The organism is Inquilinus limosus (assembly GCF_002195995.1).
Lineage (GTDB): Bacteria > Pseudomonadota > Alphaproteobacteria > DSM-16000 > Inquilinaceae > Inquilinus > Inquilinus limosus_C.
This window is the reverse complement of sequence record NZ_NHON01000095.1, coordinates 1-24041: the sequence shown is the minus strand read 5'-3', so window position 1 is coordinate 24041 and position 24041 is coordinate 1. Positions and strand designations below refer to the sequence as shown.

The following is a 24041-nucleotide window of genomic DNA, read 5'->3' as shown; positions in this document are numbered from 1 at the left end:
GTCCGTGCCCTGGCCCGAGCGGGTCGGTCCGCTCGGGGGCGACGGGAGGGTGGGCGGGGGTGTCCCAGCGGCGGATCGTCAGGTCGATGCCGCCGACGAAGGCCACGGCGTCGTCGATCACCACGATCTTCTGGTGGTGCGAGGAGCCGACGGGGATCTCGTCGTCCAGGCACAGCTCGATCTGTGGCGGCGTGCTCCACTGCAGGGCCAGCAGCGGCAGCGGCTCCCGCTCCAGCGCGTAGTACAGCGAGTAGTTCCACAGCAGCAGCTTGACCGACAGCTCGGGCCGCTCGCGCACCAGGGCGCACAGGAAATCGCCCAGTATCCGCGGCAGCCCGTCCGCCGGCTCGCTCTCCGGCCCGACCAGCGGGGTGCGGCTGTCGATGTCCCAGCCGATCACCAGGATGCGGTGCCGGGCCTGCCGCATGGCGGAGCGCAGCGCCCCGTAATAGGCGGCGGCATCGACCAGCACCGCGGCACGGCGGGCGTGCTCGATCCGCCAGACATTGTGGTGCGGCCGCAGCACGGAGGTCTCGAGGCCCGGATCGTCCGCCTCGTCGAATGCGGCCACGGTCCGATTGATCCTCACGGCGCGGATCCCTCGTTTCGTGTCCTGTCTCATCAACGCGCGGGGACGGGAAATGTCGCCTGCGGCGGGTTATCCCGGACCTTGCCGGGCGCAGCGCTCCCGGCTAGGAGAAGCAGCATCGTCGCCCGGAGATGAGCCGACCCCGCCATGAGCATGCTGACCGACGGCGCCGCCGCCACCTGGGGCATCGCCGCGCTGGCGACGGGTGGCGTCATCCTGCGGCCCTGGCGCCTGCCGGAGGCGATCTGGGCGGTGATCGGCGCCGTGGCGCTTGTCGGCTTCGGCCTGCTGCCGTTCGACGATGCCCTGACCGCGATCGGCAAGGGCGCCGATGTCTACCTGTTCCTGATCGGCATGATGCTGCTGGCCGAGCTGGCGCGGACCGAGGGGCTGTTCGACTGGGCGGCGGCGATCGCGGCGCGGAAGGCGCGGGGATCGGCCGGCCGGCTGTTCGGCCTGACCTATGTTGTCGGCATCGTCGTCACGGTGTTCCTGTCGAACGACGCCACCGCCGTGGTGCTGACGCCCGCGGTCTACGCCGTGGCGCGCGCGGCCGGGGCGGCGCCGCTGCCCTATCTGTTCATCTGCGCCTTCATCGCCAATGCCGCCAGCTTCGTGCTGCCGATCTCCAACCCCGCCAACCTGGTGGTGTTCGGCAGCCAGATGCCGCCGCTGCTGACCTGGCTGTCCTGGTTCGCGCTGCCGTCGGTGCTGGCGATCGGCGCCACCTTCATCGTGTTGCGCCTGACCCAGGCCAAGGCGCTGCGCGCGCCGATCGCGACCGAGGTCACGGTGCCGGCGCTGCCGCCCGGCGGCCACATGGCGGCCTGGGGCCTGGGCGTCACCGCCGTGGTGCTGCTGCTGGCCTCGGCCTTCGGGCTCGATCTCGGCCTGCCGACGGCGCTGGCCGGCCTCGCCACCACCGCCGCGGTGCTGTTGCACCGCCGGGCCGCGCCCTGGGGCCTGCTGCGCCGCATCTCCTGGGAGGTGCTGCCCCTGGTCGCCGGCCTGTTCGTCCTGGTCGAGGGGCTGGCCAGCACCGGCGTCGTCCATCTGCTGGCCACGGCGCTGCAGGATGCCGTCGCCCGCTCTGTCGACGGCGCCGCCTGGGGCACCGGCGTCATCGTCGCGGTCGCCACCAACCTGATGAACAACCTGCCGGCCGGGCTGATCGTGCAGTCGACGCTCGGGCAGGCGCCGATGCCGCCGCAGGTCACCGGAGCGGCGCTGATCGCGATCGACCTCGGCCCGAACCTGTCGGTCACCGGGTCGCTGGCCACCATCCTCTGGCTCGTCGCCCTGCGCCGCGAGGGGATCGAGGTCGGGGCGCTGCAGTTCCTGCGCCTCGGCCTGCTGGTGATGCCGCCGGCGCTGCTGCTGGCGCTGGCCGGATTCCTGCTGCCGTGGTGAGGGGCGGCAAGGCGCCGTCCGGTCTGTTATATTAACCCGTCATGGCGAGCCCCGCAGGGGCGTGGCCATCCAGGGCCGCTCGCACCGGCCCCTGGATGGCCACGGCGCTGCGCGCCTCGCCATGACGGGAAAAGCTGGAGAGTCGATCTCAAGAGCCGTTGGCACTATGCCGTGCGCACCCAGACCAGCATCTCGCCCGGATCGCGATTGTCCCAGGCGTAGTAAGGCACGGCCTTGATCCGGACCGGATGCTCGGCCGGCGGCACGGTGCGGTACAGGTCGTCGCCCCAATCCGACGCCGGCCGGGCCCGGGCCTGGCCCTCCAGCGTGACCACCCCGCCCAGCAGGGCAGGCTCGTCGCGCGGGGTCAGCCTGGCATCCGCCGGCAGCACCAGGCTGTTCAGCGGCACGCCGTTGTCGACCCCTTCCAGGCAATAGACCAGCGGCCCGCGCCGGATCGCGGCCCGGCCGGCGTCGTGCCGGATCTCGGGGTGGGCGTGGATTCGCTCGACCGCCAGCTCCAGGTCGAGCCTGACCGTGTCGCCGGCCGCCCAGCGCCGGGTGATCGCGGCATAGCCGTTGCGGGTGATCGCGGCCAGATCCTGCGGCTCGCCGTTCACCGACAGCGTCGCTTTCCGGCACCAGCCGGGAATGCGCAGATGCAGGGTGAAGCTGGCCGGCGCCTCCGGCTCGATGGTCAGAGCGATGGCGCCGTCCCAGGGATAGCGCGTCTCCTGCACCAGTCGCACCCTGCCGCCGGCGACGTCGAGCGTGGCGGTGCTGTCGCCATAGAGATGGACGGCGATCCCGTCCTCCGACTGGCCGTACATGTAGCTGCCGATCGAGGCGGTCAGCCGGGCGATGTTGGGCGGGCAGCAGGGGCAGCGGTGCCAGGTCCAGCGATGGTGGCCGCCGCGGCTCTCCAGCGGGTTCTCGTAGAAGAAGGTGGCGCCGTCCAGCGACAGGCCGGAGATGGCGCCGTTGTACAGCGCCAGCTCCATCATGTCGGCATAGCGGGCATCGGGGCCCAGGCCGAGCATCCGGCCGGCCCAGAACACCAGCCCGACCGCGGCGCAGGTCTCGGCATAGGCGCTCTCATTCGGCAGGTCGTAATCGGCGGTGAAGCCCTCATTGTCGGCGGAGGGGCCGAGGCCGCCGGTGACGTAGAGGCGCTTGCTCGTCAGGTCGCGCCACAGCCGTTCCAGCGCCAGGCGCAGGCCGTCGTCGCCATACTCCATCGCGATGTCGGCCATGCCGCTGTACAGGTACATGGCGCGGACGGCGTGGCCGACGACCTTGTCCTGCTCCCGCACCGGCAGGTGCGACTGGTTGTACTCGTAGGTCTTGAAAATATAGTCCTGCGGGTCGCGGCCCTGCTCGCGCGCCTCGGCATCGTAGAAATGCGGCTGCCGGCCGCGCTCGTCGATGAAGTACCGGGCCAGGTCCATGTACTTCTGCTGCCCGGTGACGCGGGCCAGCTTGACCAGCGCCAGCTCGATCTCCTCATGGCCGCAATAGCCGGGCTTCTGGTCCGGGCCGGTGCCGAGCACTTCGGCGACGTGGTCCATGAAGCGGCACATGATGTCCAGCAGCTGGCGCTTGCCGGTGGCCTGGCAGTAGGCTACGGCGCCCTCGATCAGGTGCCCGGCGCAGTACAGCTCGTGGCAGTCGCGCAGATTGGTCCAGCGCAGCCCAGGCTGGATCCGCTGGTACCAGCTGCTGAGATAGCCGTCCGGCTGCTGCAGCTTTCCGTACAGGTCGATGACGTGGTCGACCTTGCGCTCCAGCTCGGGGTTCGGGGTGCGCTGCAGGCAATAGGCCGCGGTCTCGATCACCTTGCCGAAATCGGAATCCCAGAACATCTGGGCCGTCACCAGCCCGCCATGGAACGGGATCTTCACCCCCGGCGCCGGCGCGTCGGGGTCGATCTGCTGCAGCATCCCGGCCTCCTCGCAGCGCTGGTAGAGCGTGTCGGCGGTCCTGGCGCAGACGGCATCGATGCGGCCGCCCCAGAAGCCGCGGACCTCGACCTGCGGCACGGCGGGCGGGCGGAAGCGTGCGCGGGAGGCGATATCAGCGGCGAGGGTCATCCGGAACTCCATTGATCGATCGGTCGGTCAGCGAATGCGCCTACTTCACCGCGCCGGCCGTCAGGCCGCGGATGTAGAAGCGCTGCAGGGCGAGGAACAGGATCAGGCAGGGGATCATCATCACGGTGACGCCGGCCTGCACCGCGCCCCAGTTCACGGCGCCGAAGCGGCCGGAGCGGACGGCGGTCATCAGGATCGGCAGGGTGAACTTGTCCTGGTCGGTCAGCAGGATCAGCGCCGCCAGGAACTCGTTCCAGGCGGCCAGGAAGGCGAACAGCGCCACGGTGACGATGCCGGGGAACACCAGCGGCAGCATCACCCGGGCGAGCAGCTGGAGGCTGCCGGCACCGTCGATCCGCGCCGCCTCCTCGATCTCGCGCGGCACCGCGTCGAAGGCGTTGCGCATCATGAAGATCGAGAAGGGCAGCTGCAGCGTGACATAGATCAGCACCAGCCCGGCCAGCGTGTTCTGCAGCCCCAGCCTGGTCAGCAGCAGGAACAGCGGCGTCAGGATCGACTGGAACGGGATCATGATCGTGGCGATCACCAGCACGAACAGCGCGTTCTTCAGCGGGAAGCGGAAGCGCGAGAAGCCGTAGCCGCCGAGCAGGCTGACGATCGAGGTGATGGCGGCGGTGGCCAGGGCGACGGTCAGGCTGTTGCCGGCATAGTGGCCGACGCCGGCGCCGAAGGCGTCGAGCGCTCTGTAGCTGTCGGTGCTCCAGCCCGCGCTCGGCCAGGGCGGCAGCGGCGGCAGGTTGGCCTCCGACGCCGGCTTCAGGCTCGCCAGCATGGTCCAGGCGATCGGGGCCATGAACAGCAGTGCCGCGATCAGCGCCGCCGCCTGCAGCAGGAAGCCGGGGGCGGCCCGGCGCAGCGGGATGGCCGTGCTCATCACTCGCCCTCCGGATGGCGCAGCAGTCGCAGCTGGATCACGCTCAGCACCAGCAGGATGGCCAGCAGCACCATCGACAGCGCCGCGCCGTAGCCCAGGCGGAACGAGACGAAGGACTGGTTGAAGATCCAGTAGACCGCCGTGACGGTCTGGTTGCGCGGGCCGCCGCCGAGGATGATGTAGAACTGGTCGAAGGCCAGCATCGACCCGGTAACCGACAGGATCAGCGCCAGGGCGATGGTCCGCCGCATCAGCGGCAGGGTGATGCGCCGGAACCGCGCCCAGGGGCCGGCGCCGTCGATCTTCGCCGCCTCCAGGTAGTCCGCCGGGATGCCCTGCAGCCCGGTCATCAGGATCACCATGGTGAAGCCGGCGACCTTCCACACCACCATGGCGATGATCGACCAGAAGGCCGGGTCGAAATCGGCCAGCAGGTTCACGCGGTTTCCGGTCAGCCCCAGCGCCTCGGCCGCCGGGCTGAACAGCCCGGCATCGACGTTCAGCAGCCAGGCCCACAGCAGGCTGGCCGAGGCGAAGCCGACCACGACCGGCAGGAAATAGGCGGTGCGGTAGAGGCCGGCGAAGGGCCGCGGCTTCTCGACGAACAGCGCCAGCGGGAAGGCGGCGGCGAAGATCGCGATGGTGACGACAACGGTGTAGAGGGCGGTGAAGCGCAGCGCATTCCAGAACCGGGTGTCGCGGGCGATGGCGAGGTAGTTGTCGAGGCCGATGAAGCGCGATGCGCCCATCAGCGGCCAGTTGTGCAGCGACATCCACGCCGTCATCGCCAGCGGCACGACGAAGAACACCACCACCAGCGCGACAGCGGGCAGCACGAAGAGGAGGCCGGCCCATTGGTGCCGGCGGACGGGGCTGCGGCGGGCGAAGGCCCTCGGGATGGCGCCGGCGGCCTGGGTCGATGACATCACGCCGGCCTCCTTGTGCTGGACTGCGGGGCCGGAGCCGCCCCCTCACCCGAAATCGCTGTGCGATTTCGACCTCTCCCCGGGGGAGAGGTAAGATTCCCTCTCCTCGGGGAGAGGGAGGGGCCCGGCGCCGAAGGCGACGGGAGGGTGAGGGGGAGCACCGTCACCGATGAGGACCAGCCTCCCATGGAGAAGGAGCAGGCCGCCACCGCCTCAATTCCCCGGGGCGCTCTCGATGATGCCCTGCATCGTCTCCTGGGCGGTGGCGAGGGAGGCGTCGACGTCGTCGCCGAAGAACACCTCGTTCACCATCTGCACCCAGGGGCTGTTCATGCTGTTGATGATGTCGTTGAAGACCACGGAATAGGGCGTCCGGCCCTTGGCCATGGCCTCGGCCGCGATCTTGTAGCGGGGGTCGAGATCCTTCAGCGCCTCGCCCGAGATGTCGCCGCGCACCGGCAGGCTGCCGTAGCGGGCCAAGAGCGTCTGCCCCTCCAGCGAATAGGAGAAGTCGAGGAAGGCCTTGATTGCCGCCAGCTTCTTCGTGCCCTTGGTGACGACGAAGTTGTCGCCGCCGGCGAAGGACGACCAGCCGCCGGTCTTCCCCGGCAGGAAGGTCACGCCGTAATCGATGTCCGGGAACTGCGTGTTCAAGGCGCCGATGGCGAAGGCGCCGGACGGGGCCAGGCCGATATTGCCGCGGGCGAAGGCGGCGAAGAAGTTCGATCCGGTGTCGGTGCGCGCCCCCTCCGGCACCAGCCCCTTCTTGACCATGTCCCGGTAGAAGGCGATGGCGTCGCGCATCTGCGGCGTGTCGAGGGTCGCCTTGCTGCCGTCCTCGGTCAGGATGTCGCCGCCGCTGGCCCAGACCAGCGGCGTGAAGGTGAAGATGTTGCAGCCGCCGCAGGCGCCGGAGAAGTAGAAGCCCTTGATGTCGCCGCCCAGCGCCGCGACCTTCTCCGCCGCCGCCTCGATCTCGGCCCAGCTGGCCGGGCCCTTGTCGGGGTCGAGGCCGGCCTGGCGGAACAGTTTCTTGTTCCAGATCAGCACCGAGCTGTCGGCGGAATAAGGCAGGCCGTAGATCCGGCCCTTGTAGGTGCCGGTCTTCACATGCGCCGGCGACAGCTGGTCGAAATAGGGCAGGGACTTGGCGAGATCGGTGATGTCCTCGAGCTGCCCGGCGGCGGCGAAGGAGGGGGTGTAGATCAGGTCCAGCGACAGCGCGTCGGGCGCCTGGCCGCCTGCCGCCGCGGTGGCGTATTTCTGCACCAGCTCGGCCACCGGCACGATCTGCAGCTCGGCCTTGTCCTCGTGGCTCTGGTTGAAGGCCTCGACGATGCGGGGCATGAAGTTCGACCCGTCGGACCGCACCCACAGGGTGAAGGTCTCGGCCGAAGCGGCGGAGACGGTGAGGGCCAGGAGGGCGATGCCCCCGGCCAGGCGCTGCAGCAGACGCGTCATCTCGTGTCCTCCCTCGGTTCCGGCCGCACTTCCAGCGGCCTTGTTGATCCAGTCGTGCGCTCAGCCTCCCGGCGGGGTGCCGCAGGACTGCCGCACCACCAGGCGGCAGGGCAGCCGGCGGATGCCCGGCTCGATCGGCTGGCGGTCGACCAGCTGCAGCAGGGTCAGCCCGGCCTCGCGGCCCAGATCCTTCAGGTTCATGTCGACCGTCGTCAGCGGCGGGCGCGTCGCGGCGGCGACGATCTCCCAATTGTCGAAGCCGATCACGGCGACGTCGTCCGGCACCCGGCGGCCGCGCTCGCGCAGGGCGTCGACGACGCCGCGGGCGATCTGGTCGTTGCCGCAGAACACCGCGTCGGGCGGGCGGCCGATGCCGTCGAACAGATAGCCCGCGGCCTCATGTCCCCAGCCCTCGGTCCACTGGCCGGTCAGGACGCCCTGCTCGGGCTCCTCCAGCCCCGCCTCGCGCAGCACGTCGCGATAGGCCTTGGCCCGCTGGTGCACGACGCGGAAGCTGGACGGGCCGGTGACATGGGCGATGCGCCGTCGGCCCAGCCGTACCAGATGCTCGACCGCCAGCCGGGCCCCGGCCTCGTCGTCGGAGACGAAGCCGATCGACTCCGGGTCGGGCTCGGTGAAGGCGTAGATCACCGGGATGCCCAGATTGGACAGGTCGACCGGCAGATGGCGGTCGATGCGCTTGCCGGAGGCGATGATGCCGTCGACCCGCTTCTCCAGCATGGCATCGACATGGGTCTGGGCCAGCCGCGGATCGTCCTCGATGTTGCACAGGAAGACCGAGACGCCGTTGTCGACCAGTGCGTCGGCGATGCCGGCCATCACCGGCAGGGTGAAGCGGCCATAGGTGTCGTTGGTCAGCAGGCCGACGGTGAAGCTGCGCTGCCGCGACAGGCTCTGCGCCAGCCCGTTCGGGCGGAAGCCCAGCGTCTTCGCCGCCTGGCGCACCCGCTCCCGTGTCTCATCGGCCATCCGGCCCTGGTCGTTCAGCGCCTTGGAGGCGGTGGCAACGCTGACTCCGGCGGCCCGCGCCACGTCGCGCAGGGTCACCGGCCGGCCAGGGCCCTTCGGAGCGGATCGTGGTGACCTCTGGTCCATGCCGAGCCCGGTCGCTTCTCAGAAGGAAAGTGGTTTCTCAAGTCACTTCCGTGACATTGACGATTCTGATGAGAAACCGTTTTCTCAAACACGGTAAGCGGAATCACCCGGCGACGGCAAGCCGGAATCGTTGGATCTTTGAGGTCGACTGTTAGAGCAGGATGATTTTGGGTGAGATCACGGCCGATGGATGGGCGTTGCCTCTCCCGCTTGCGAGACCTTTTTCATAACGCGACCTCTCGCCGTCATTGCGAGGAGGCGAAGCCGACGAAGCAATCCAGGGGCCGGTGCGCACTGGCCCCTGGATTGCTTCGCTGCGCTCGCAATGACGGTGTTTGGAATTCTGAAAAGGTCTCGCCAGGCGGGAGAGGCAATGTGAAGACGCTCGTCATCCTGTGAACCTGTGCCGGATGCAGTGGCGTGATCCGACCTCAATTCATCCCTGGATTGCTTCGCTGCGCTCGCAATGACGGTGTTTGGAATTCTGAAAAGGTCTCGCCAGGCGGGAGAGGCAATGTGAAGACGCTCGTCATCCTGTGAACCTGTGCCGGATGCAGTGGCGTGATCCGACCTCAATTCATCCCGCTCTAGGTCCCATTCCCGTCATGGCGAGGAGCGCAGCGACGTGGCCATCCAGGGGACCGGTGCGAGCGTCCCTGGATGGCCACGCCCCTCCGGGGCTCGCCATGACGGCGGTGTGAGTGTCAGGCCGCCCGCACGAAATGGTTGCCGGCGATCTGGCGCACGCCGCCGGGGGTGCGGGCGGCGTCGCGGGCCTGGGCCACCAGCTCGGCCTGCAGCTGCGAGGCCTCGCCGTCGAACGGTCGCTCCGGGTCCGGCACGGCCGAGAGCAGCAGCTGGGTATAGGGGTGCTGCGGCGAGTCGATCACCGCGCCGGTGTCGCCCCATTCGACGATCCGGCCGGCATACATCACCGCGATCTCCTCGGCGACGTAGCGCGCCGTGGCGATGTCGTGGGTGATGTAGAGGAAGGCCATGCCGCGCTCGCGCTTCATCTTCTCCAGCAGGTTGAGCACGCCGAGCCGGATCGAGACGTCGAGCATCGAGGTCGGCTCGTCCGCCAGCACCACCTCGGCCCCGACCGCCAGGGTGCGGGCGATGTTGACCCGCTGGCGCTGCCCGCCGGACAGCTGGTGCGGGTATTTCGGCGCGGTGGCCTCCGGGTCCAGCTCCACCGCCGCCAGCAGCTCCATCACCCGGGCGCGCAGCGCCTTGCGGTCGGCCATGCCGGCATGCAGGGACAGCGGGCGGGCGATGTGGTGGAAGATGGTGTGCACCGGGTTCAGCGACCCGAAGGGGTCCTGGAACACCATCTGCACCGCGCGGCGATAGGCCAGCAGCTCGCCCTTGCCGTCCAGCGTGGCGACGTCGCGGCCGCGGAACAGCACCCGGCCGGCGGAGGGCTGGTGCTGCAGCATCAGCACGCGGGCGCAGGTGGTCTTGCCGCTGCCGGATTCGCCGACCAGCGCCAAGGCGCGGCCGGCATAGAGCTCGATCGAAACGTCGTCCAGCGCCTGCAGCGGGCCGAAGCGCTTGCCGACGCGCTCGAGGGCGAGGAGGGGCGTGTGGCTCATGGCGTCGCCTCCGCGGCGTCCTGCAGGGCGGTGCGCCGGGCCCCGTGCACCGAGGGGAAGGAGGCCCAGAGCTTGCGCGTATATTCATGGGCCGGGGCACGGAAGATCTGCTGCGCCGCCCCGACCTCGACCAGCCTGCCCTTCAGCATCACGCCGATGCGGTCGCAGAATTGCACCATCAGGCTGAGGTCGTGGGTGATGAACAGGATCGAGAAGCCCAGCTTCCGCCGCAGCCCGTCGATCTGCTGCAGGATCTCGCGCTGGACGACGACGTCGAGCGCCGTGGTCGGCTCGTCCATCACGATCAGCTTCGGGTTCAGCGCCAGGCAGATGGCGATGACGATGCGCTGGCGCATGCCGCCGGAGAATTGGTGCGGATAGTCGGACAGGCGCTTCGGGTCGATGTCGACCATGCGCATCAGCTCGGCCGCCCGGTCATGCGCCTCGGCCCGGCTGCAGCCGGTGTGGGTGACCAGCACGTCGCGGAACTGCGCCTCGACCGTCAGCACCGGGTTCAGCGCGTTCATCGCGCTCTGGAACACCATGCCGACCTCGCGCCAGCGGAAGCGGCGCAGCGCCTCGCCGCCCAGGCGCAGCACGTCCTGGCCGTCGAAGCGGATGCCGCCGGCGCTGATCAGCGCCGGCGGCTTGTGCAGCCGGGTGATGGCGAAGGCGATGGTGCTCTTGCCGCAGCCGGATTCGCCGGCCAGGCCGAACACCTCGCCGCGGCCGATGTCGAAGCTGACATCGTCGACCGCCCGGAAATCGCCGCGGTCGCCGACATAGTCGATGGTCAGGCCGCGCACCGACAGCAAGGGCTCGGACGCGTTGGGGGCGCTCATGTCCGGGCTCACGGCCGCGCCTCCCGCAGCCGGGCCAGCCGCTTCCAGCGCGCCATCGACCGGCCGATGCGCAGCTGCGGGTTGGCGACCTCGTCGATGGCGAAGTTCAGCAGCGACAGGCCGGCGCCCAGCAGGGCCAGCACGGCGCAGGGGGCCAGCAGCTCCCACCACGCGCCGACCGCCATGGCCGAGGCGTTCTGGGCGTTGAACAGCATGATGCCCCAGGAGATGGTCTGCGGGTCGCCCAGGCCGAGGAACTCCAGCGTCGCCTCCGTGATCACGGAATAGATCACGCTGCCGATGAAGTTGATGCCGACGATCGACACCAGGTTCGGCAGCAGCTCGAACAGCATGATGCGCCAGCGCGGCTCGCCGATCATCTCCGCCGAGCGGACGAATTCCTTTTCCCTGAGCGCGAAGGTCTGGGCCCGGGTCACCCGCGCGCCCCAGGCCCAGGATGTGGCGCCGATGATCAGGGTGATGACCAGCGGGCTGGCCTGGCCGATGAAGGCGGCCAGCACAAGCAATAAGGGCAGGTTGGGGATCACCAGCACGACATTGGTGGCGAAGTTCAGCGCCTCATCGACCTTGCCGCCGAGATAGCCGGCGGCGATGCCGACCGCGGTGCCGATCACGGTGATGATCAGCCCGGCGCCGAAGCCGACGGCCAGCGAGGTGCGGGCGCCATAGGTCAGCTGGGCGAAGACGTCGTAGCCGTTGCGGGTGGTGCCGAGCACATGGGTGGTCGACGGCTCTTCATGTGGGCGGCCAACGCGGCGCGACGGGTTGTAGTCGGTCAGCAGCGGCGCGATCAGCGCCATCACCACCAGGGCGACGACGATGAACAGGCCGATCGCGGCCTTGCGGTTGGACAGGGCGGCCAGGATCATCCGCATGGTTCAGCTCCTGCGCAGCCGGGGGTCGAGCCAGGCATAGGCGATGTCGGCCAGGAAGTTCGCCGCCAGCATGGCCAGGGTCATGATCAGCAGCTGGCCCTGGATCACCGGATAGTCGCGCCCCAAGATCGCCTTGTAGAGGGTGTTGCCGAGGCCGGGATAGTTGAACACCACCTCGGTCACCAGCGACCCGCCCAGGATCTTGCCGATGGCGATGGCCAGGCTGGTGACGCCGGGCAGCAGCGCGTTGCGGGCGCCGTACATCAGCATCACCCGCCGGTCCGCCAGGCCCTTGGCCCGGCCCATGGTGATGTAGTCCTCGCCCAGCAGGTTGATCATGTTGTTGCGCATGGTGACCAGGAAGTCCCCGGTCAGCACCACCGACAGTGTCACGATCGGCAGGATGGCGTGATAGGCCACGCTGAGGATGTATTCGGCGGAGAAGGCGGGGTCGATCGCGGTGTCGGCGGCGTAGCCGGTCGGGAACCACTGCAGGGTGAAGCCGAAGACGAACAGACCGAACAGCGACACCACCACCGCCGGCGTGGCGGTGGCGATGATCGCGGTGGTCGAGACGGTGACGTCGAACCGGCTGCCGCGACGCCAGGCGGCGCCGATGCCGAGCAGGGTGCCGAGCGTGAAGCTGAGCAGCGTCGCCCCGCCCATCAGCACCAGGGTCCAGACCAGGGCCCGGCCCAGCACGTCGGAGACCGGGGTCGGGAAGTACTTCACCGACATGCCGAGGTCGCCGGAGAAGATGCTGCCGAGATAGGACAGGTACTGCTGCCACAGCGGCCCGTCGACGAAGCCGAAGGTGGCCTTCAGCGCCGCCAGGTTCTCGACTGACAGCCGGGTGCCGGACTGCGAGAACATGATGTCGATCGGGTCGCCCGGCATCAGCCGCGGGATCAGGAAGTTGATGCTGGCGGCCACCAGGAAGGCGACCATGTAGAAGATCAGTCGTCGGGCGACGAAGGCCATATTACGCCCCGGCTTGATGGATGGGTCGGAGCCACCCCCTCACCCGAAATCGCTGCGCGATTTCGACCTCTCCCCAAGGAGAGGTGAAAGCGCCGCTTCCCGTTTCCCTCTCCTGGGGGAGAGGGAGGGGCCCGCCGCGTTGGCGGNTCCCCCTCACCCTCCCGCCGCGTTGGCGGCGGGAGGGTGAGGGGGATGGGCCGTTGCAGGAGAGGGTGCCCTGTTCTACTGCACCGGCTTCAGCGCCAGCAGGTGCAGCAGCCGCTCGTGGTTCGGGTCGTAGTTCTGCGGGCTGACGAAGGGGTTGTCGGCGGTGGCCCAGCCGGTGAACCGCTTCGAGTTGTACTCGTACCAGATCGGGTTGTTGTAGACCGGCACCACCGGCATCTTCTCCGCCAGCAGCATCTGCGCCTGGTCCAGCAGATCCTTGCGCTTGGCGTCATCGGTGGTCTGCGTATAGGCATCCAGCAGCTGGTCCAGCTTCGGATCGAAGAAGCGCTGCGCCGAGAACCGGGTCTTACCCTTGTTCCGGGAATGGAAGGCGTCGTCCATCTGGTAGTAGGGGGTGGCGCCGACATACCAGGAGTTCAGCGCCATGTCGAAGCTGCCGTCCAGCAGGCTCTGGCGCCAGGCCGCGCCGTCCGGCGTCGCCAGCTTGACGTCGATGCCGATCTGGTTGAGGCCCTCGATCGCGATCTGCGAGGTGCTGATCCAGTCGGTCCAGCCATTCGGCACGATCAGGTCGAAGGACAGCTTCTCGCCGTCCGGCGTGTCGCGGAAGCCGTCGCCATCCTTGTCCTTGAAGCCGGCCTGGTCCAGCAGGGCCTTGGCGGCGTCGAGGTCGTATTGCGTGTATTTGCCGTACTGCTCCTTGACCTTCGGGTCGGCCCAGCTCTCGAACCGCTTGCCGAAGGTGCCGGGATCGTCGTTCAGCGTCGGATAGCCGTAGCCGGCGACGTTGACCATGGCATCGCGGTCCATCGCCATGCTGACGGCGCGACGGAAGTCGACATTGTCGAAGGCCTTGCGGTGGACCGGGTTCGGGCTCTCCAGGTTCATCACCACCGCGACCAGGCTGCCCGGCGGGAACCAGTAGCCGTGATGGTCCTTGTCGGCGGCGACATAGGTCTTGTCGATGTCCGGCAGGAAGGAGGCGAACCAGTCCAGCTCGCCGGCATTGGCGGCGGTCAGCGCCTGGTCGTTGCTGGCGATCTGCGGGAAGCGCAGGCAGTCCACCTTCAGCGACGCGGCATCCCAGTAATGCGGGTTGCGGCACTGCTCATAGACCTGCGGGGTGAAGCGGGTCACCTCGGTCATCGGCCCGGTGCCGACCGGCTTCTCGTTCAGGAAGGTCACCGGGTCGGCCACGTCCTTCCAGGCATGCTGGGCGATGATCGGCATCTCGACGATCTTCTCCGGCCCCAGCGCGGTCGGCTCCTTGAAGGTGAACTTCACCTGGGACGGGCCCGACTTCTCGACGCCGTCGATCACCTGCCAGATGCTGTTGAAGTCCAGCGCCGGGACCTTCTTCATCAGCTCGAAGCTGAACACCACGTCGTCGGCGGTGAAGGGCTGGCCGTCGGACCATTGCACGTTGTCGCGCAGGTCGAAGGTCACCGACTTCAGGTCATCGGCCAGCTTCATCGCCGTGGCCAGGCGGTAATAGGGCTTGTTGTTCTGCGCCTTGCTGAACACGACCAGCGGCTCGTAGATGAAATCCATCGTGCTCTGCCGGTACGAGGTGCGGTTGAACGGGTTGAAGTTCCGCACCCAGTTGGTCTCCTCCTCGATATGCATCGTCAGGACGGACTGGGCGAGGGCCGTGGCGCTCGTCGCCGCCAGCAGCGCAGCCGCGAGCAGGAATGCCGACTTCTTCTGCCTCATGACATTGGCCTCCATCTGCGTGTCTTATCGTTGATCGTCAATGCGCCGGCCCGCGGATCCGGGCCGGCGGTCCGGGGGTAGATCAGGCCGCGGCCAGCAGCGCCTCGACCTCGGCATGCAGCGCGGTGACGTCGGCCGGGGCCGCACCCAGGCGCCGCTCCGCCGCCTCCAGTCGGGCGACCGCGGCATCGTCCAGCGGCCGGGCCCGGGCGGCGGCGCGCTGCATCTCCGGCAGCTCGCCATGGCAGTGCAGGGCGATGTCGCAGCCGCCGTCCAGCACCTGGGCGACGCGGTCATGCACCTCGCCCTGCAGCGAGTTCATGAACACGCAGTCGGAGATCAGCACGCCCTCGAAGCCCAGGCGGCCGCGGATCACCTCCTGCGTGATCACCGGCGAGACCGAGGCCGGGCGGTCGGCGTCGAAGGCGCTGTAGACGACGTGGCTGACCATGGCCCAGGGCGTGTCGCGCAGCCGGGCGAAGGGCAGGAAGTCGGTGGCGTCCAGCGTCGCGGCGTCGGCGGTCACCACCGGGCGGGTCTTGTGGCTGTCCTCGGTGGCGCGGCCATGGCCGGGGATATGCTTCATCACCGGCATCAGCCCGACCTCGAGGAAGCCGTCGACCACCTCGCGGCCCAGCGCCGCCACCAGCTCCGGGTCGCCGCCGAAGGCGCGCTCGCCGATCACCAGGTCGGCGCCGGGCATGAGCAGGTCGAGGACGGGCGAGCAGGCGCTGTTCAGCCCGACCTCGTGCATCATCCGGCCCATGGCGACGGAGGACAGGCGGATCGCGCGCTTCGCGGCGGCCATGTCCTTCTCCGCCAGCCGGCCGAAGCTGCGGAAGCTGCGGAACATCGGCCAGGCACCGGAATCGAGATGCGAGACGCGGCCGCCTTCCTGGTCGGTCAGCACCGGCGCGTCCGGCCGGCCCACCGCCTCGCGGAAGGCGGCGCACAGGGCGCGCAACTGGTCCGGATCCTTCATGTTGCGGCGGCCGAGGAACAGGCCGTAGGGGTTGGCCTCGCGGAAGAAGGCCAGCTCGTCGGCCGACAGCGTCGGGCGCTGGATACCGAGGACGAGCGCGAGCGGCCGGCCGCCCCTGGACGCGTTGGCTGCGGTCACGTGTGAACCCTCCCGAATGCGTGTTGGGGCGGCCGCCATGTCGGGCCGCGCCTCCGGATCAATCCGTCGTCTTGGTCCGTATCATGCCGTGGTATAGACCACTTGTGGAACCCGGAATCTCCACGGCTCCGACGATTTTCTCGTAGAAGGCGACCGGGCCGGCGCCGCCGATGATGGCGTAGCCGTGGCCGAGATGGCGCATCGCCTCCATGGTCTCGCGCAACAGCGCCTCGCCGATGCCGAGGCCGCGCTGGTCGGGGTCGACGCCGGTGGGGCCGAAGAAGCCGATGGCGGTGGCGTTGTGGCAGGCGAAGCCCAGCAGGGCGCCGTCCTTGACCGCGACCAGGCAGCCGACCGGGCGATGGGCGAAGGCGACCTCGACCTCGCTGGCCCAGCCGTCGCCGAACCGCTCCGCCACCCAGCGGGCGACGGCGCGCCTCTCCGGCGCGATGGCGGGGCGGATGGTGATGCCGGCCGTCGCCATCGCCGCGCGCGACCGCGTCGGCGGCTCCAGCGCATAGAGCTTGACCAGCAGATCCGCCATCCCTGCCTCCTGTTATTCCGCAATAACGAAGCATGTGACGTTATTGCGTCCTAACAGCTAAGGCCGAGAGCAAGGTGGCGTCAATAAGGAAGGGGCGGGGAGGGGCTCAGCCCACGCTGCTCCTCCGCTCCACCAGCGTGAAGGGCAGGGTGACGTCGCCGCCGGCGCCGGGCTCGCCCGTGATGCGGCGGCCCAGCAGGGCCATCGCCTCGGCCCCCATGCGGCGGCGCGGCTGGCGGATCGTGGTCAGCGGCGGCTCATAGGTGCCGGCGAACTGGATGTCGTCGAACCCGGCCACGGCGACGTCGCGCGGCACCTCGTGCCCGCTGGCGCGCAAGGCCCGGATGGCGCCGATCGCCATCTCGTCATTGCTGCAGAACACCGCCGTCGGCGGGGCGGGCAGGGACAGCAGCGACGTCATCGCCGCCTCGCCGCTCGGAATGGTGAAGTCGCCATGGCGGATCAGCCAGGATGCCGGCTTCAGCCCGGCCGCGCGCAGCCCGGCGCGATAGCCGTCCAGCCGCTGGTGGGTGAGGATGTTGCTCTCCGGCCCGGCGACATGGCCGATGCGGCGATGGCCCAGCCCCGCCAGATGGGCCACCACCGCGGCCGCCGCGCCGGCATTGTCGATGCCGACCACCGGCACCCGGCCGCCGGGAATCGCCTCCGACACCGCCACGATCCAGCCGTCGAAGTCGCGGTCGCGCTGCAGCCGCGGCGGCAGCCTGCCGTTCAGCAGGATCAGCCCGTCGACCGCACCGGTCAGCATCTGCCCGGCGTGGCGGTCTTCCCGCGCGGGATCCTTGGCGGTGTTGCCGACCAGCATGCTGAAGCCGCGGGCCGCCGCCTCCTCCTCGATGCCCAGCAGCACCTCGGAGAAGAACGGGTTGCCGATGTCCGGCACCAGCACCAGGATCTGCCGCGCCTCCTGCCGGCGCAGGCCGCGCGCCAGGGGGTTCACGGCATAGCCGGTCTGGCGCACCGCCGCCTCGATCCGCTCGCGCGTCTCGGCGGTGACGAGGGGGGAGCCGGTCAGCGCCCGGCTGACCGTCGCCACCGAAACGCCTGCCAGCCGGGCGATGTCGACCATCCGGGTGCGGTTCCGACCATTCACAGGGGAGGACAATATTCGATCCTCGATTCCACGGTTGACGCCTCAATGTAATCGATTGTACGATCCGGTCAAAATACGGAATGCGCTGCAATTCCAGTGTTCGCCGCTCGTTCTCTGGGCGGTGGCGGGTTCGTTGAGCCGTTAACCGAATAAATCGAGGGAGGAAACTTATGAATTTTCCCCAACGACTTCTGCTGTCCGTCGCGTTTTGCAGTGCAATATCAGCGGCGGCTGCGGGATCGGCGGCGGCGCAGACCGTCGACGTCATCCACTGGTGGACCAGCGGCGGCGAATCCAAGGCGATCAAGGTGTTCGCCGACGAGTACAAGAAGCGTGGCGGCACCTGGATCGACAGCGCCGTGGTCGGCGGCACCGCGGCACGGCAGGCGGCGATGAACCGGATCGCCGGCGGCGACGCGCCGGGCGCGATCCAGTGGAACATCGGCGTCGCCGTCACCAACCTGGCGAAGGAAGGCCTCTTGGCCGATCTCGACGATCTCGCCGCGGCCGGCAAGTGGCAGGAGAAGCTGCCGCCGCTGATCGTCAAGAACGCCTCCTATGACGGCCATTTCTACGCGGTCCCGACCGATATCCATGGCGACAACTGGCTGTGGTACTCGACCAAGATCTTCCAGGAGACGGGCGTCGAGCCGCCGAAGAGCTGGGACGAGTTCTTCCCGATCGCCGACAAGATCAAGGCCAAAGGCTACACCGCGCTCGGCCTCGGCGGCGAGCCGTGGCAGGAGGCGCTGCTGTTCCGTTCGGTCCTGATCGGCGCGGGCGGGAAGGAGACCTACAGGAAGGTCTATGTCGACCATGACGCGGCCGCCGCGGGCGGGCCGGAGATGGTCAAGGCCTTCGAGACCTTCGGCAAGCTGCGCCCCTATGTCGACCAGGGCAGCGCCGGCCGGAAGTGGAACGACACGACGATCATGGTCGCCACCAACAAGGCGGCGATGCAGATCATGGGCGACTGGGCGAAGGGCGAGTTCGCCGCCGCCGGCCTGACCCCGGGCAAGGAGTTCGGCTGCGCCCGGCCGCCCGGCAACCAGGACGCCTATGTCCTGACCGTCGACGTCTTCGCCTTCCCGAAGCTGGACGATCCGGAGAAGACCAAGGCCCAGAAGCTGCTGGCCGAGGTGATGATGGACCCGGCCACCCAGGTCGCGTTCAACCAGTTCAAGGGCGCCCTGCCGCCGCGGATGGATGCCGATGTCGGCACCCTCGATATCTGCTCGCAGGAAGGCCAGAAGGTGATGTCGAAGGTCGAGAACCAGCTGCCGAACACGGCGCTGGCCTTCAGCAGCGACGTCGAGGGCCAGCTGCAGGACCTGATCACCCAGTTCTGGACCAATCCGGAGATGAAGCCGGAGGAGGCTGCCAAGCAGTTCTCCGAGATCGTCGCCAACGCCGACATCTGACCGACCGCCTCAACCGGACCGCTCCGCCCTCGCGGCGGGGCGGCCCTCTGGAGGGATCATGGCTGCGCTTCGCATCCGATACCTGACCGCCAAGGCCGTGGTCGCGCCGACCGTGCTGGTCATGGCGACGTGCTTCTACGGCACCATTCTCTGGACCATCTATATCTCCTTCACCCGGTCCAGCCTGGTGCCGAACTATGATTTCGCCGGCATCGCCCAGTATGTCCGGCTGTTCAACACCGCGCGCTGGTACACCGCCTTCGGCAACATGTTCGTGTTCGGCGGGCTGTTCATCGCCGGGGCGCTGGTGCTGGGCACGCTGCTGGCGGTGCTGATCGACCAGAAGGTGAAGGGGGAGGGGGCGTTCCGCACCATCTTCCTGTACCCGCTGTCGATGTCCTTCATCGTCACCGGCCTGGCCTGGCAATGGTTCCTGAACCCGACCATGGGGCTGCAGGACTTCGTGCGCGGCCTGGGATGGGAGGGCTTCACCTTCGACTGGATCGTCGACCGCGACCGCGCCATCTACACCCTGGTGATCGCCGGGGTCTGGCACTCCTCCGGCCTGATCATGGCGATCATGCTGGCCGGGCTGCGCGGCATCGACCATGAGATCTGGCGCGCCGCCCGGGTCGAGGGCATCCCGCGCTGGCGCACCTATCTGTCGATCGTGCTGCCGATGCTGCGGCCGCTGGTCGTCACCTGCGTGGTGCTGCTGGCGATCGCGGTGGTGAAAAGCTACGACCTGGTCGTCGCCATGACCCGCGGCGGGCCCGGCAACGCCACCGACCTGCCGGCCAAGTTCGTGGTCGACCTGACCTTCGAGCGCGCCAATATCGGTCTGGCCTCGGCCGGCGCCGTGGTCATGCTGGTCGCCGTGCTGGCGGCGCTGGCCCCCTATCTCTACATCGAGCTGTCGCGGAGGGCGCGATGACCGACACCGCCGTCGCCGGCGCCATCCCTCGCGCCGTCCGCCGTCCCGCCCGCAAGGCCTCGGCAAGCCGCGCCGGGCTCTATGCCGTCCTGGTGCTGGCCGCGCTGTTCTTCGCCATCCCGCTGCTGATCGTGCTGTCGACCTCGCTGAAGCCGATGGACGAGATCCGCGAGGGCTCGATCTTCGCCCTGCCGATGGCGCCGACGCTGGAGCCGTGGTCGAAGGCCTGGCTGTCGGCCTGCACCGGCCTGTTCTGCGACGGGCTGCATGTCGGCTTCTGGAACTCGGTCCGCATCCTGGTGCCGAGCGTGATCCTGTCGGTGCTGGCCGGGGCGCTGAACGGCTATGCCCTGGCGCAGTGGCGCTTCCGCCATGCCGACAAGATCCTGACCGCGCTGATGCTGGGCGCCTTCATCCCGTACCAGGTGATCCTGTATCCGCTGGTCAAGATCTTCGCCGGCATGGGCCTGTACGGCACGCTGCCCGGGATCGTGCTGATCCACGTCATCTTCGGCCTGCCGACGCTGACCCTGATCTTCCGCAACTTCTACGCCGGCATCCCGGAGGAGCTGGTGAAGGCCGCCCGGGTCGACGGCGCCGGCTTCTTCCGCATCTTCCTCCAGATCATGCTGCCGATGTCGGTGAACATCCTCATGGTCGCCCTGATCCTGCAGGTCACCGGCATCTGGAACGACTACCTGCTGGGCTACATCTTCGCCGGCCGCGAGAACCTGCCGATGACGGTCCAGCTCAACAACATCGTCAACACCACCACCGGCACGATCGAGTACAACGTCAACATGGCGGCCACGGTGCTGACCGCGCTGCCGCCGCTGCTCGTGTACTTCCTGTCCGGCCGGTACTTCGTCCGCGGCATCGCCTCGGGCGCCGTGAAAGGATAGGCCCATGTCCTCCGGCATCCAGATTCGCGCCTTGAACAAGTCCTACGGCCCGCTGCACGTGCTGCGCGAGATCGACATCGAGGTCGAGCCCGGCGCCTTCACCGTGCTGCTCGGCCCCTCCGGCTGCGGCAAATCCACTTTGCTCAACGCCATCGCCGGCCTCGACGAGGTCGATTCCGGCGAGATCGTGATCGGCGGCGTCGACGTCACCGAGGCGGAGCCCAGCGCCCGCGGCCTGGCCATGGTGTTCCAGTCCTACGCTCTCTACCCGACCATGACGGTGCGCAAGAACCTGTCCTTCGGCCTGCGCGTCAGCCGCATGCCGAAGGAGGAGGTGGAGAAGCGCGTCGCCTGGGCCGCCGACCTGCTGCAGATCCGCGAGCTGCTCGACCGCAAGCCGGGCCAGCTCTCGGGCGGGCAGCGCCAGCGCGTGGCGATCGGCCGGGCGCTCGTGCGCGAGGCCCAGGTGTTCCTGTTCGACGAGCCGCTGTCCAACCTTGACGCCAAGCTGCGCACCGAGATGCGCGTCGAGATCAAGCGCCTGCACCAGGAGCTCGGCTCGACCATCGTCTACGTCACCCACGACCAGGTCGAGGCGATGACGCTGGCCACCCGGATCGCGGTGATGAAGGGCGGGCAGGTCGAGCAGTATGCCGACCCGCAGACGCTCTACGAAAGGCCGGCGACCCTGTTCGTGGCCGGCTTCGTCGGCTCGCCGGCGATGAACTTCCTGCCCGGCACGGTGGTGCCGTCCGGCGGCATGGCCGCCCGGATTGACGGCCATGACCTGCCGCTCGGGGCCTATCCCTTCCTGTCCGAGCCGGCGGCGGGGGACGAGATCGTGCTCGGCTTCCGGCCGGAGGATATCGGCCTGGCCGAGGACGGCGCGGCGGGCGTCGCGGTCGAGGCGCCCCTGCTCTTCACCGAGCCGATGGGCGCCGACACCCTGGCCTGGTTCGAGCTGTCCGGCAAGCGCGTCTCCGTCCGCCTGCCGCCGCAGCGGGCGCGGGCGCTGTCGGGCGGCGCCCGGCTGACGCTCGACCTGTCCAAGGCCTCCCTGTTCAGCCCCCAGACCGAGCGCCGGCTCTGACGCCGGCCCCGGACCAGATGCCGGCTTGAGACCGGCTTCAAACCCCAGAGGAAGCGATGTCCACTCCGGATGTGATCTCCATCCAGCTCTACAGCCTCCGCAACTACGGCGACCTCGACAAGCAGCTCGACGCCGTGGCCGCCGCCGGCTACCGCCATGTCGAGACGATCCAGTCGCATTTCGACGACGCCGCCGGCACCCGCCGCAAGCTCGACGCCCGCGGCCTGACCGCGTCCTCCGGCCATATCGGCCTGCCGGCGCTGCGCGAGCGGCTGGACTGGGTCGTGGCGGGCGCCAAGACGGTCGGCCTGACCCAGCTGTTCATGCCGGCCCTGCCGACCGAGGAGCGCAAGGGCGGCGGCGAGCATTGGCGCCGCACCGGCCAGGAGCTGGGCGAGTTCGCTACCCGGCTGGCCGACAAGGGCATCAAGCTCGGCTACCACAACCACCATTGGGAGCTGGAGGCGGCGGAGGATGGCCGCCCGGTGCTGGCGCATTTCTTCGACGGCGCCAACGGCCATCCGCTGACCTGGCAGGTCGACGTCGCCTGGCTGGCGCGCGGCGGCGCCGACCCGTCGGAGTGGCTGGTGAAGGAGAAGGCGCGGGTCGCCTCGGCCCATGTCAAGGACATCGCCCCGGCCGGCCAGAAGGCCGACGAGGATGGCTGGACCGATGTCGGCACCGGCACGCTGGACTGGCCGCGGCTGTGGCGCGAATGCCGCGCGGCGGGCGCCGAATGGATGGTGGTCGAGCACGACAACCCCAAGCACCCCGACGCCTTCGCCAAGGCCAGCTTCGACTTCCTCAAGGGCCTGCAGGCCTGACCTGAAGGGCCTTCGTCGGTACCGCCTTGTCCCCCCAAACTGTCATGCCCGGGCTTGACCCGGGCATCCAGAGACTGTCGAGACCTTCTGGATTGCCGGGTCAAGCCCGGCAATGACAGGGTGGGGGAGAAGAAGAACGGCGCCGCGAACGGCCAGCCAAGACACCCCGGAGATTCCATCCATGACCCCCGTCACCCTCGGCATCATCGGCTGCGGCAACATCAGCGACGCCTATTTCCGCGGCGCCGCCGGGTCCAGCCTGGTGCGCGTCAAGGCCTGCGCCGACCTGCGGCGCGAGGCGGCCGACGCCAAGGCCCAGCAATACGGCGTCACCGCGCTCTCGGTCGACGAGTTGCTGGCCGACCCGGAGATCGAGATCGTCATCAACCTGACCGTGCCGCTGGCCCATGCCGCGGTCGGGCTGCAGGTCCTCGCCGCCGGCAAGCATGTCTATCTGGAGAAGCCGCTGGCGGCGACGCTGGCCGATGCCCGCGCCTTGGCCCAGGCGGCGGCGTCCGCCGGGCTGCGCATCGGCTGCGCGCCCGACACCTTCCTCGGAGGCGCCCACCAGGCCTGCCGCCGGGTGATCGACGAGGGCCGCATCGGCCAGGTGGTCGGCGGTGCCGCGGCGGTGATCTCGCGCGGCATGGAGATGTGGCACCCGAACCCGGAATTCTTCTTCAAGCCGGGCGGCGGGCCGATCCTCGACATCGGGCCGTATTACGTCACCCAGCTGATCAACCTGCTGGGGCCGGTGAAGCGGGTGGCGGCGGTCGCCACCAAGGGCTACCCGACCCGCACGGTGACCAGCGAGCCGCTGAACGGCCAGATCATCCAGGTCGAGGTGCCGACCACGGTCAACGGCGTGCTGGAGTTCGAGAGCGGCGCCAACATCTCGCTGACCGCGTCCTGGGACGTGTGGAAGAATCGGCGCATCCCGTTCGAGATCTACGGCACCGAGGGCTCGCTGCTGGTGCCGGACCCGAACTTCTTCGGCGGCGCGCCGCAGGTCACCGCCCAGGGCGGCGACTGGCAGGATGTCGACATCTCGGCCCATCCCTTCGGCGTGCCGAACCGGCCGACGAAGGACGGCCGTCAGGTGGCCGATTACCGCATCATCGGCGCGCTCGACATGGCGGTGGCGATCCGCGAGGGCCGGCCGCACCGCGCCTCCGGCGACCTGGCGCTGCACGCGCTGGAGGTGATGGAGGCGTTCGGCCGCTCCTCGACCGAGGGGCGCCACGTCACCATCGAGAGCATCTGCCAGCGGCCGGAGCCGGTGCCGCTGGGCACCGACGAGTCGGTCTTCGTCGCGGCCCGCAAGGCGGCGTAAGGCCGGCTTCGTCGTCGACAACCCCCTCCCCCTAGCCCCCTCCCGCGAGGGGAGGGGGGACCAGGGTTGCTTGGGTT

20 protein-coding genes and 1 pseudogene are annotated in these 24041 nt (G+C 68.9%); 7 read left to right on the top strand and 14 right to left on the bottom strand.

The window, feature by feature from the left end:
* A pseudogene (locus tag BWR60_RS30290) lies at positions 1 to 571 on the bottom strand (phospholipase D-like domain-containing protein); the annotation flags it as partial.
* Between the two features lie 165 nt (positions 572 to 736).
* Between BWR60_RS30290 and BWR60_RS30285 the strand changes: the two are divergent.
* A complete protein-coding gene (locus BWR60_RS30285) occupies positions 737 to 1999 on the top strand; it encodes an arsenic transporter (protein WP_088156050.1) in 1263 nt (420 codons plus the stop codon).
* A 164-nt stretch (positions 2000 to 2163) separates the two neighbouring features.
* Here the strand turns inward: BWR60_RS30285 and BWR60_RS30280 are convergent, their stop codons facing one another.
* The 13 genes from BWR60_RS30280 to BWR60_RS30220 all read right to left on the bottom strand — a co-directional run bounded on the left by BWR60_RS30280 (position 2164) and on the right by BWR60_RS30220 (position 17436).
* A complete protein-coding gene (locus BWR60_RS30280) occupies positions 2164 to 4089 on the bottom strand; it encodes a glycoside hydrolase family 127 protein (protein ID WP_088156054.1) in 1926 nt (641 codons plus the stop codon).
* A gap of 40 nt (positions 4090 to 4129) precedes the next feature.
* Entirely contained in the window at positions 4130 to 4984 is an 855-nt protein-coding gene (locus tag BWR60_RS30275) for a carbohydrate ABC transporter permease (RefSeq protein WP_088156048.1), read from the bottom strand.
* Complete coding sequence (locus BWR60_RS30270) at positions 4984 to 5910, bottom strand: carbohydrate ABC transporter permease (protein WP_088156046.1); 927 nt, start codon at positions 5908 to 5910, stop codon at positions 4984 to 4986. The genes BWR60_RS30275 and BWR60_RS30270 overlap by 1 nt, the downstream gene beginning before the upstream one ends.
* A 213-nt stretch (positions 5911 to 6123) precedes the next feature.
* Complete coding sequence (locus BWR60_RS30265; RefSeq protein ID WP_088156044.1) at positions 6124 to 7371, bottom strand: ABC transporter substrate-binding protein; 1248 nt, start codon at positions 7369 to 7371, stop codon at positions 6124 to 6126.
* Positions 7372 to 7431: 60 nt separating this feature from the next.
* Complete coding sequence (locus BWR60_RS30260; protein ID WP_218823752.1) at positions 7432 to 8439, bottom strand: LacI family DNA-binding transcriptional regulator; 1008 nt, start codon at positions 8437 to 8439, stop codon at positions 7432 to 7434.
* A 752-nt stretch (positions 8440 to 9191) separates the two neighbouring features.
* On the bottom strand, positions 9192 to 10082 hold the full coding sequence (locus BWR60_RS30255) for an ABC transporter ATP-binding protein (protein ID WP_088156040.1): 891 nt from the start codon (positions 10080 to 10082) through the stop codon (positions 9192 to 9194).
* On the bottom strand, positions 10079 to 10924 hold the full coding sequence (locus tag BWR60_RS30250; RefSeq protein ID WP_088156038.1) for an ABC transporter ATP-binding protein: 846 nt from the start codon (positions 10922 to 10924) through the stop codon (positions 10079 to 10081). The genes BWR60_RS30255 and BWR60_RS30250 overlap by 4 nt, the downstream gene beginning before the upstream one ends.
* Before the next feature lie 8 nt (positions 10925 to 10932).
* Entirely contained in the window at positions 10933 to 11820 is an 888-nt protein-coding gene (locus tag BWR60_RS30245) for an ABC transporter permease (RefSeq protein WP_218823751.1), read from the bottom strand.
* A 3-nt stretch (positions 11821 to 11823) separates the two neighbouring features.
* A complete protein-coding gene (locus BWR60_RS30240; RefSeq protein ID WP_088156036.1) occupies positions 11824 to 12801 on the bottom strand; it encodes an ABC transporter permease in 978 nt (325 codons plus the stop codon).
* A gap of 222 nt (positions 12802 to 13023) precedes the next feature.
* Positions 13024 to 14682 carry an ABC transporter substrate-binding protein gene (locus tag BWR60_RS30235; RefSeq protein ID WP_179222011.1) on the bottom strand — a complete coding sequence of 553 codons (1659 nt, stop codon included), beginning with the start codon at positions 14680 to 14682 and terminating at the stop codon, positions 13024 to 13026.
* A gap of 82 nt (positions 14683 to 14764) precedes the next feature.
* Positions 14765 to 15802 carry a glycoside hydrolase family 3 N-terminal domain-containing protein gene (locus tag BWR60_RS30230; RefSeq protein ID WP_218823750.1) on the bottom strand — a complete coding sequence of 346 codons (1038 nt, stop codon included), beginning with the start codon at positions 15800 to 15802 and terminating at the stop codon, positions 14765 to 14767.
* A 58-nt stretch (positions 15803 to 15860) separates the two neighbouring features.
* Positions 15861 to 16346 carry a GNAT family N-acetyltransferase gene (locus BWR60_RS30225; protein WP_088156030.1) on the bottom strand — a complete coding sequence of 162 codons (486 nt, stop codon included), beginning with the start codon at positions 16344 to 16346 and terminating at the stop codon, positions 15861 to 15863.
* Positions 16347 to 16452: 106 nt separating this feature from the next.
* Positions 16453 to 17436: a LacI family DNA-binding transcriptional regulator gene (locus BWR60_RS30220; protein WP_088156029.1), complete on the bottom strand. Its 984-nt coding sequence runs from the start codon at positions 17434 to 17436 to the stop codon at positions 16453 to 16455.
* A gap of 194 nt (positions 17437 to 17630) precedes the next feature.
* Here BWR60_RS30220 and BWR60_RS30215 point away from each other — a divergent pair, with 194 nt between their 5' ends.
* From BWR60_RS30215 to BWR60_RS30190, 6 genes are all read left to right on the top strand, one after another.
* On the top strand, positions 17631 to 18881 hold the full coding sequence (locus tag BWR60_RS30215; RefSeq protein WP_088156027.1) for an ABC transporter substrate-binding protein: 1251 nt from the start codon (positions 17631 to 17633) through the stop codon (positions 18879 to 18881).
* 58 nt (positions 18882 to 18939) lie between these two features.
* Entirely contained in the window at positions 18940 to 19815 is an 876-nt protein-coding gene (locus BWR60_RS30210; RefSeq protein WP_088156025.1) for a carbohydrate ABC transporter permease, read from the top strand.
* Positions 19812 to 20717, top strand: coding sequence for a carbohydrate ABC transporter permease (locus BWR60_RS30205; RefSeq protein ID WP_088156023.1), 906 nt, complete (start codon positions 19812 to 19814; stop codon positions 20715 to 20717). Before BWR60_RS30210 ends, BWR60_RS30205 begins: the two co-directional genes overlap by 4 nt.
* Positions 20718 to 20721: 4 nt before the next feature.
* The gene (locus BWR60_RS30200) at positions 20722 to 21807 is read left to right on the top strand and encodes an ABC transporter ATP-binding protein (protein WP_088156021.1); all 1086 of its coding nucleotides are present in this window, start codon (positions 20722 to 20724) and stop codon (positions 21805 to 21807) included.
* A 56-nt stretch (positions 21808 to 21863) separates the two neighbouring features.
* On the top strand, positions 21864 to 22631 hold the full coding sequence (locus BWR60_RS30195; RefSeq protein WP_088156019.1) for a sugar phosphate isomerase/epimerase family protein: 768 nt from the start codon (positions 21864 to 21866) through the stop codon (positions 22629 to 22631).
* 181 nt (positions 22632 to 22812) lie between these two features.
* Positions 22813 to 23964, top strand: a complete 1152-nt coding sequence (locus BWR60_RS30190; RefSeq protein WP_088156017.1) for a Gfo/Idh/MocA family protein — start codon at positions 22813 to 22815, stop codon at positions 23962 to 23964.
* The last annotated feature ends 77 nt before the right edge of the window (positions 23965 to 24041 follow it).

Coding starts and splice junctions, on each gene's coding strand:
- BWR60_RS30205 (WP_088156023.1), top strand. CDS start 19,812: ATGACCGACACCGCCGTCGCCGGCGCCATCCCTCGCGCCGTCCGCCGT.
- BWR60_RS30235 (WP_179222011.1), bottom strand. CDS start 14,682: ATGAGGCAGAAGAAGTCGGCATTCCTGCTCGCGGCTGCGCTGCTGGCG.
- BWR60_RS30215 (WP_088156027.1), top strand. CDS start 17,631: ATGAATTTTCCCCAACGACTTCTGCTGTCCGTCGCGTTTTGCAGTGCA.
- BWR60_RS30225 (WP_088156030.1), bottom strand. CDS start 16,346: ATGGCGGATCTGCTGGTCAAGCTCTATGCGCTGGAGCCGCCGACGCGG.
- BWR60_RS30200 (WP_088156021.1), top strand. CDS start 20,722: ATGTCCTCCGGCATCCAGATTCGCGCCTTGAACAAGTCCTACGGCCCG.
- BWR60_RS30265 (WP_088156044.1), bottom strand. CDS start 7,371: ATGACGCGTCTGCTGCAGCGCCTGGCCGGGGGCATCGCCCTCCTGGCC.
- BWR60_RS30245 (WP_218823751.1), bottom strand. CDS start 11,820: ATGCGGATGATCCTGGCCGCCCTGTCCAACCGCAAGGCCGCGATCGGC.
- BWR60_RS30280 (WP_088156054.1), bottom strand. CDS start 4,089: ATGACCCTCGCCGCTGATATCGCCTCCCGCGCACGCTTCCGCCCGCCC.
- BWR60_RS30270 (WP_088156046.1), bottom strand. CDS start 5,910: ATGTCATCGACCCAGGCCGCCGGCGCCATCCCGAGGGCCTTCGCCCGC.
- BWR60_RS30285 (WP_088156050.1), top strand. CDS start 737: ATGAGCATGCTGACCGACGGCGCCGCCGCCACCTGGGGCATCGCCGCG.
- BWR60_RS30195 (WP_088156019.1), top strand. CDS start 21,864: ATGTCCACTCCGGATGTGATCTCCATCCAGCTCTACAGCCTCCGCAAC.
- BWR60_RS30220 (WP_088156029.1), bottom strand. CDS start 17,436: ATGGTCGACATCGCCCGGCTGGCAGGCGTTTCGGTGGCGACGGTCAGC.
- BWR60_RS30250 (WP_088156038.1), bottom strand. CDS start 10,924: ATGAGCGCCCCCAACGCGTCCGAGCCCTTGCTGTCGGTGCGCGGCCTG.
- BWR60_RS30255 (WP_088156040.1), bottom strand. CDS start 10,082: ATGAGCCACACGCCCCTCCTCGCCCTCGAGCGCGTCGGCAAGCGCTTC.
- BWR60_RS30210 (WP_088156025.1), top strand. CDS start 18,940: ATGGCTGCGCTTCGCATCCGATACCTGACCGCCAAGGCCGTGGTCGCG.
- BWR60_RS30240 (WP_088156036.1), bottom strand. CDS start 12,801: ATGGCCTTCGTCGCCCGACGACTGATCTTCTACATGGTCGCCTTCCTG.
- BWR60_RS30275 (WP_088156048.1), bottom strand. CDS start 4,984: ATGAGCACGGCCATCCCGCTGCGCCGGGCCGCCCCCGGCTTCCTGCTG.
- BWR60_RS30190 (WP_088156017.1), top strand. CDS start 22,813: ATGACCCCCGTCACCCTCGGCATCATCGGCTGCGGCAACATCAGCGAC.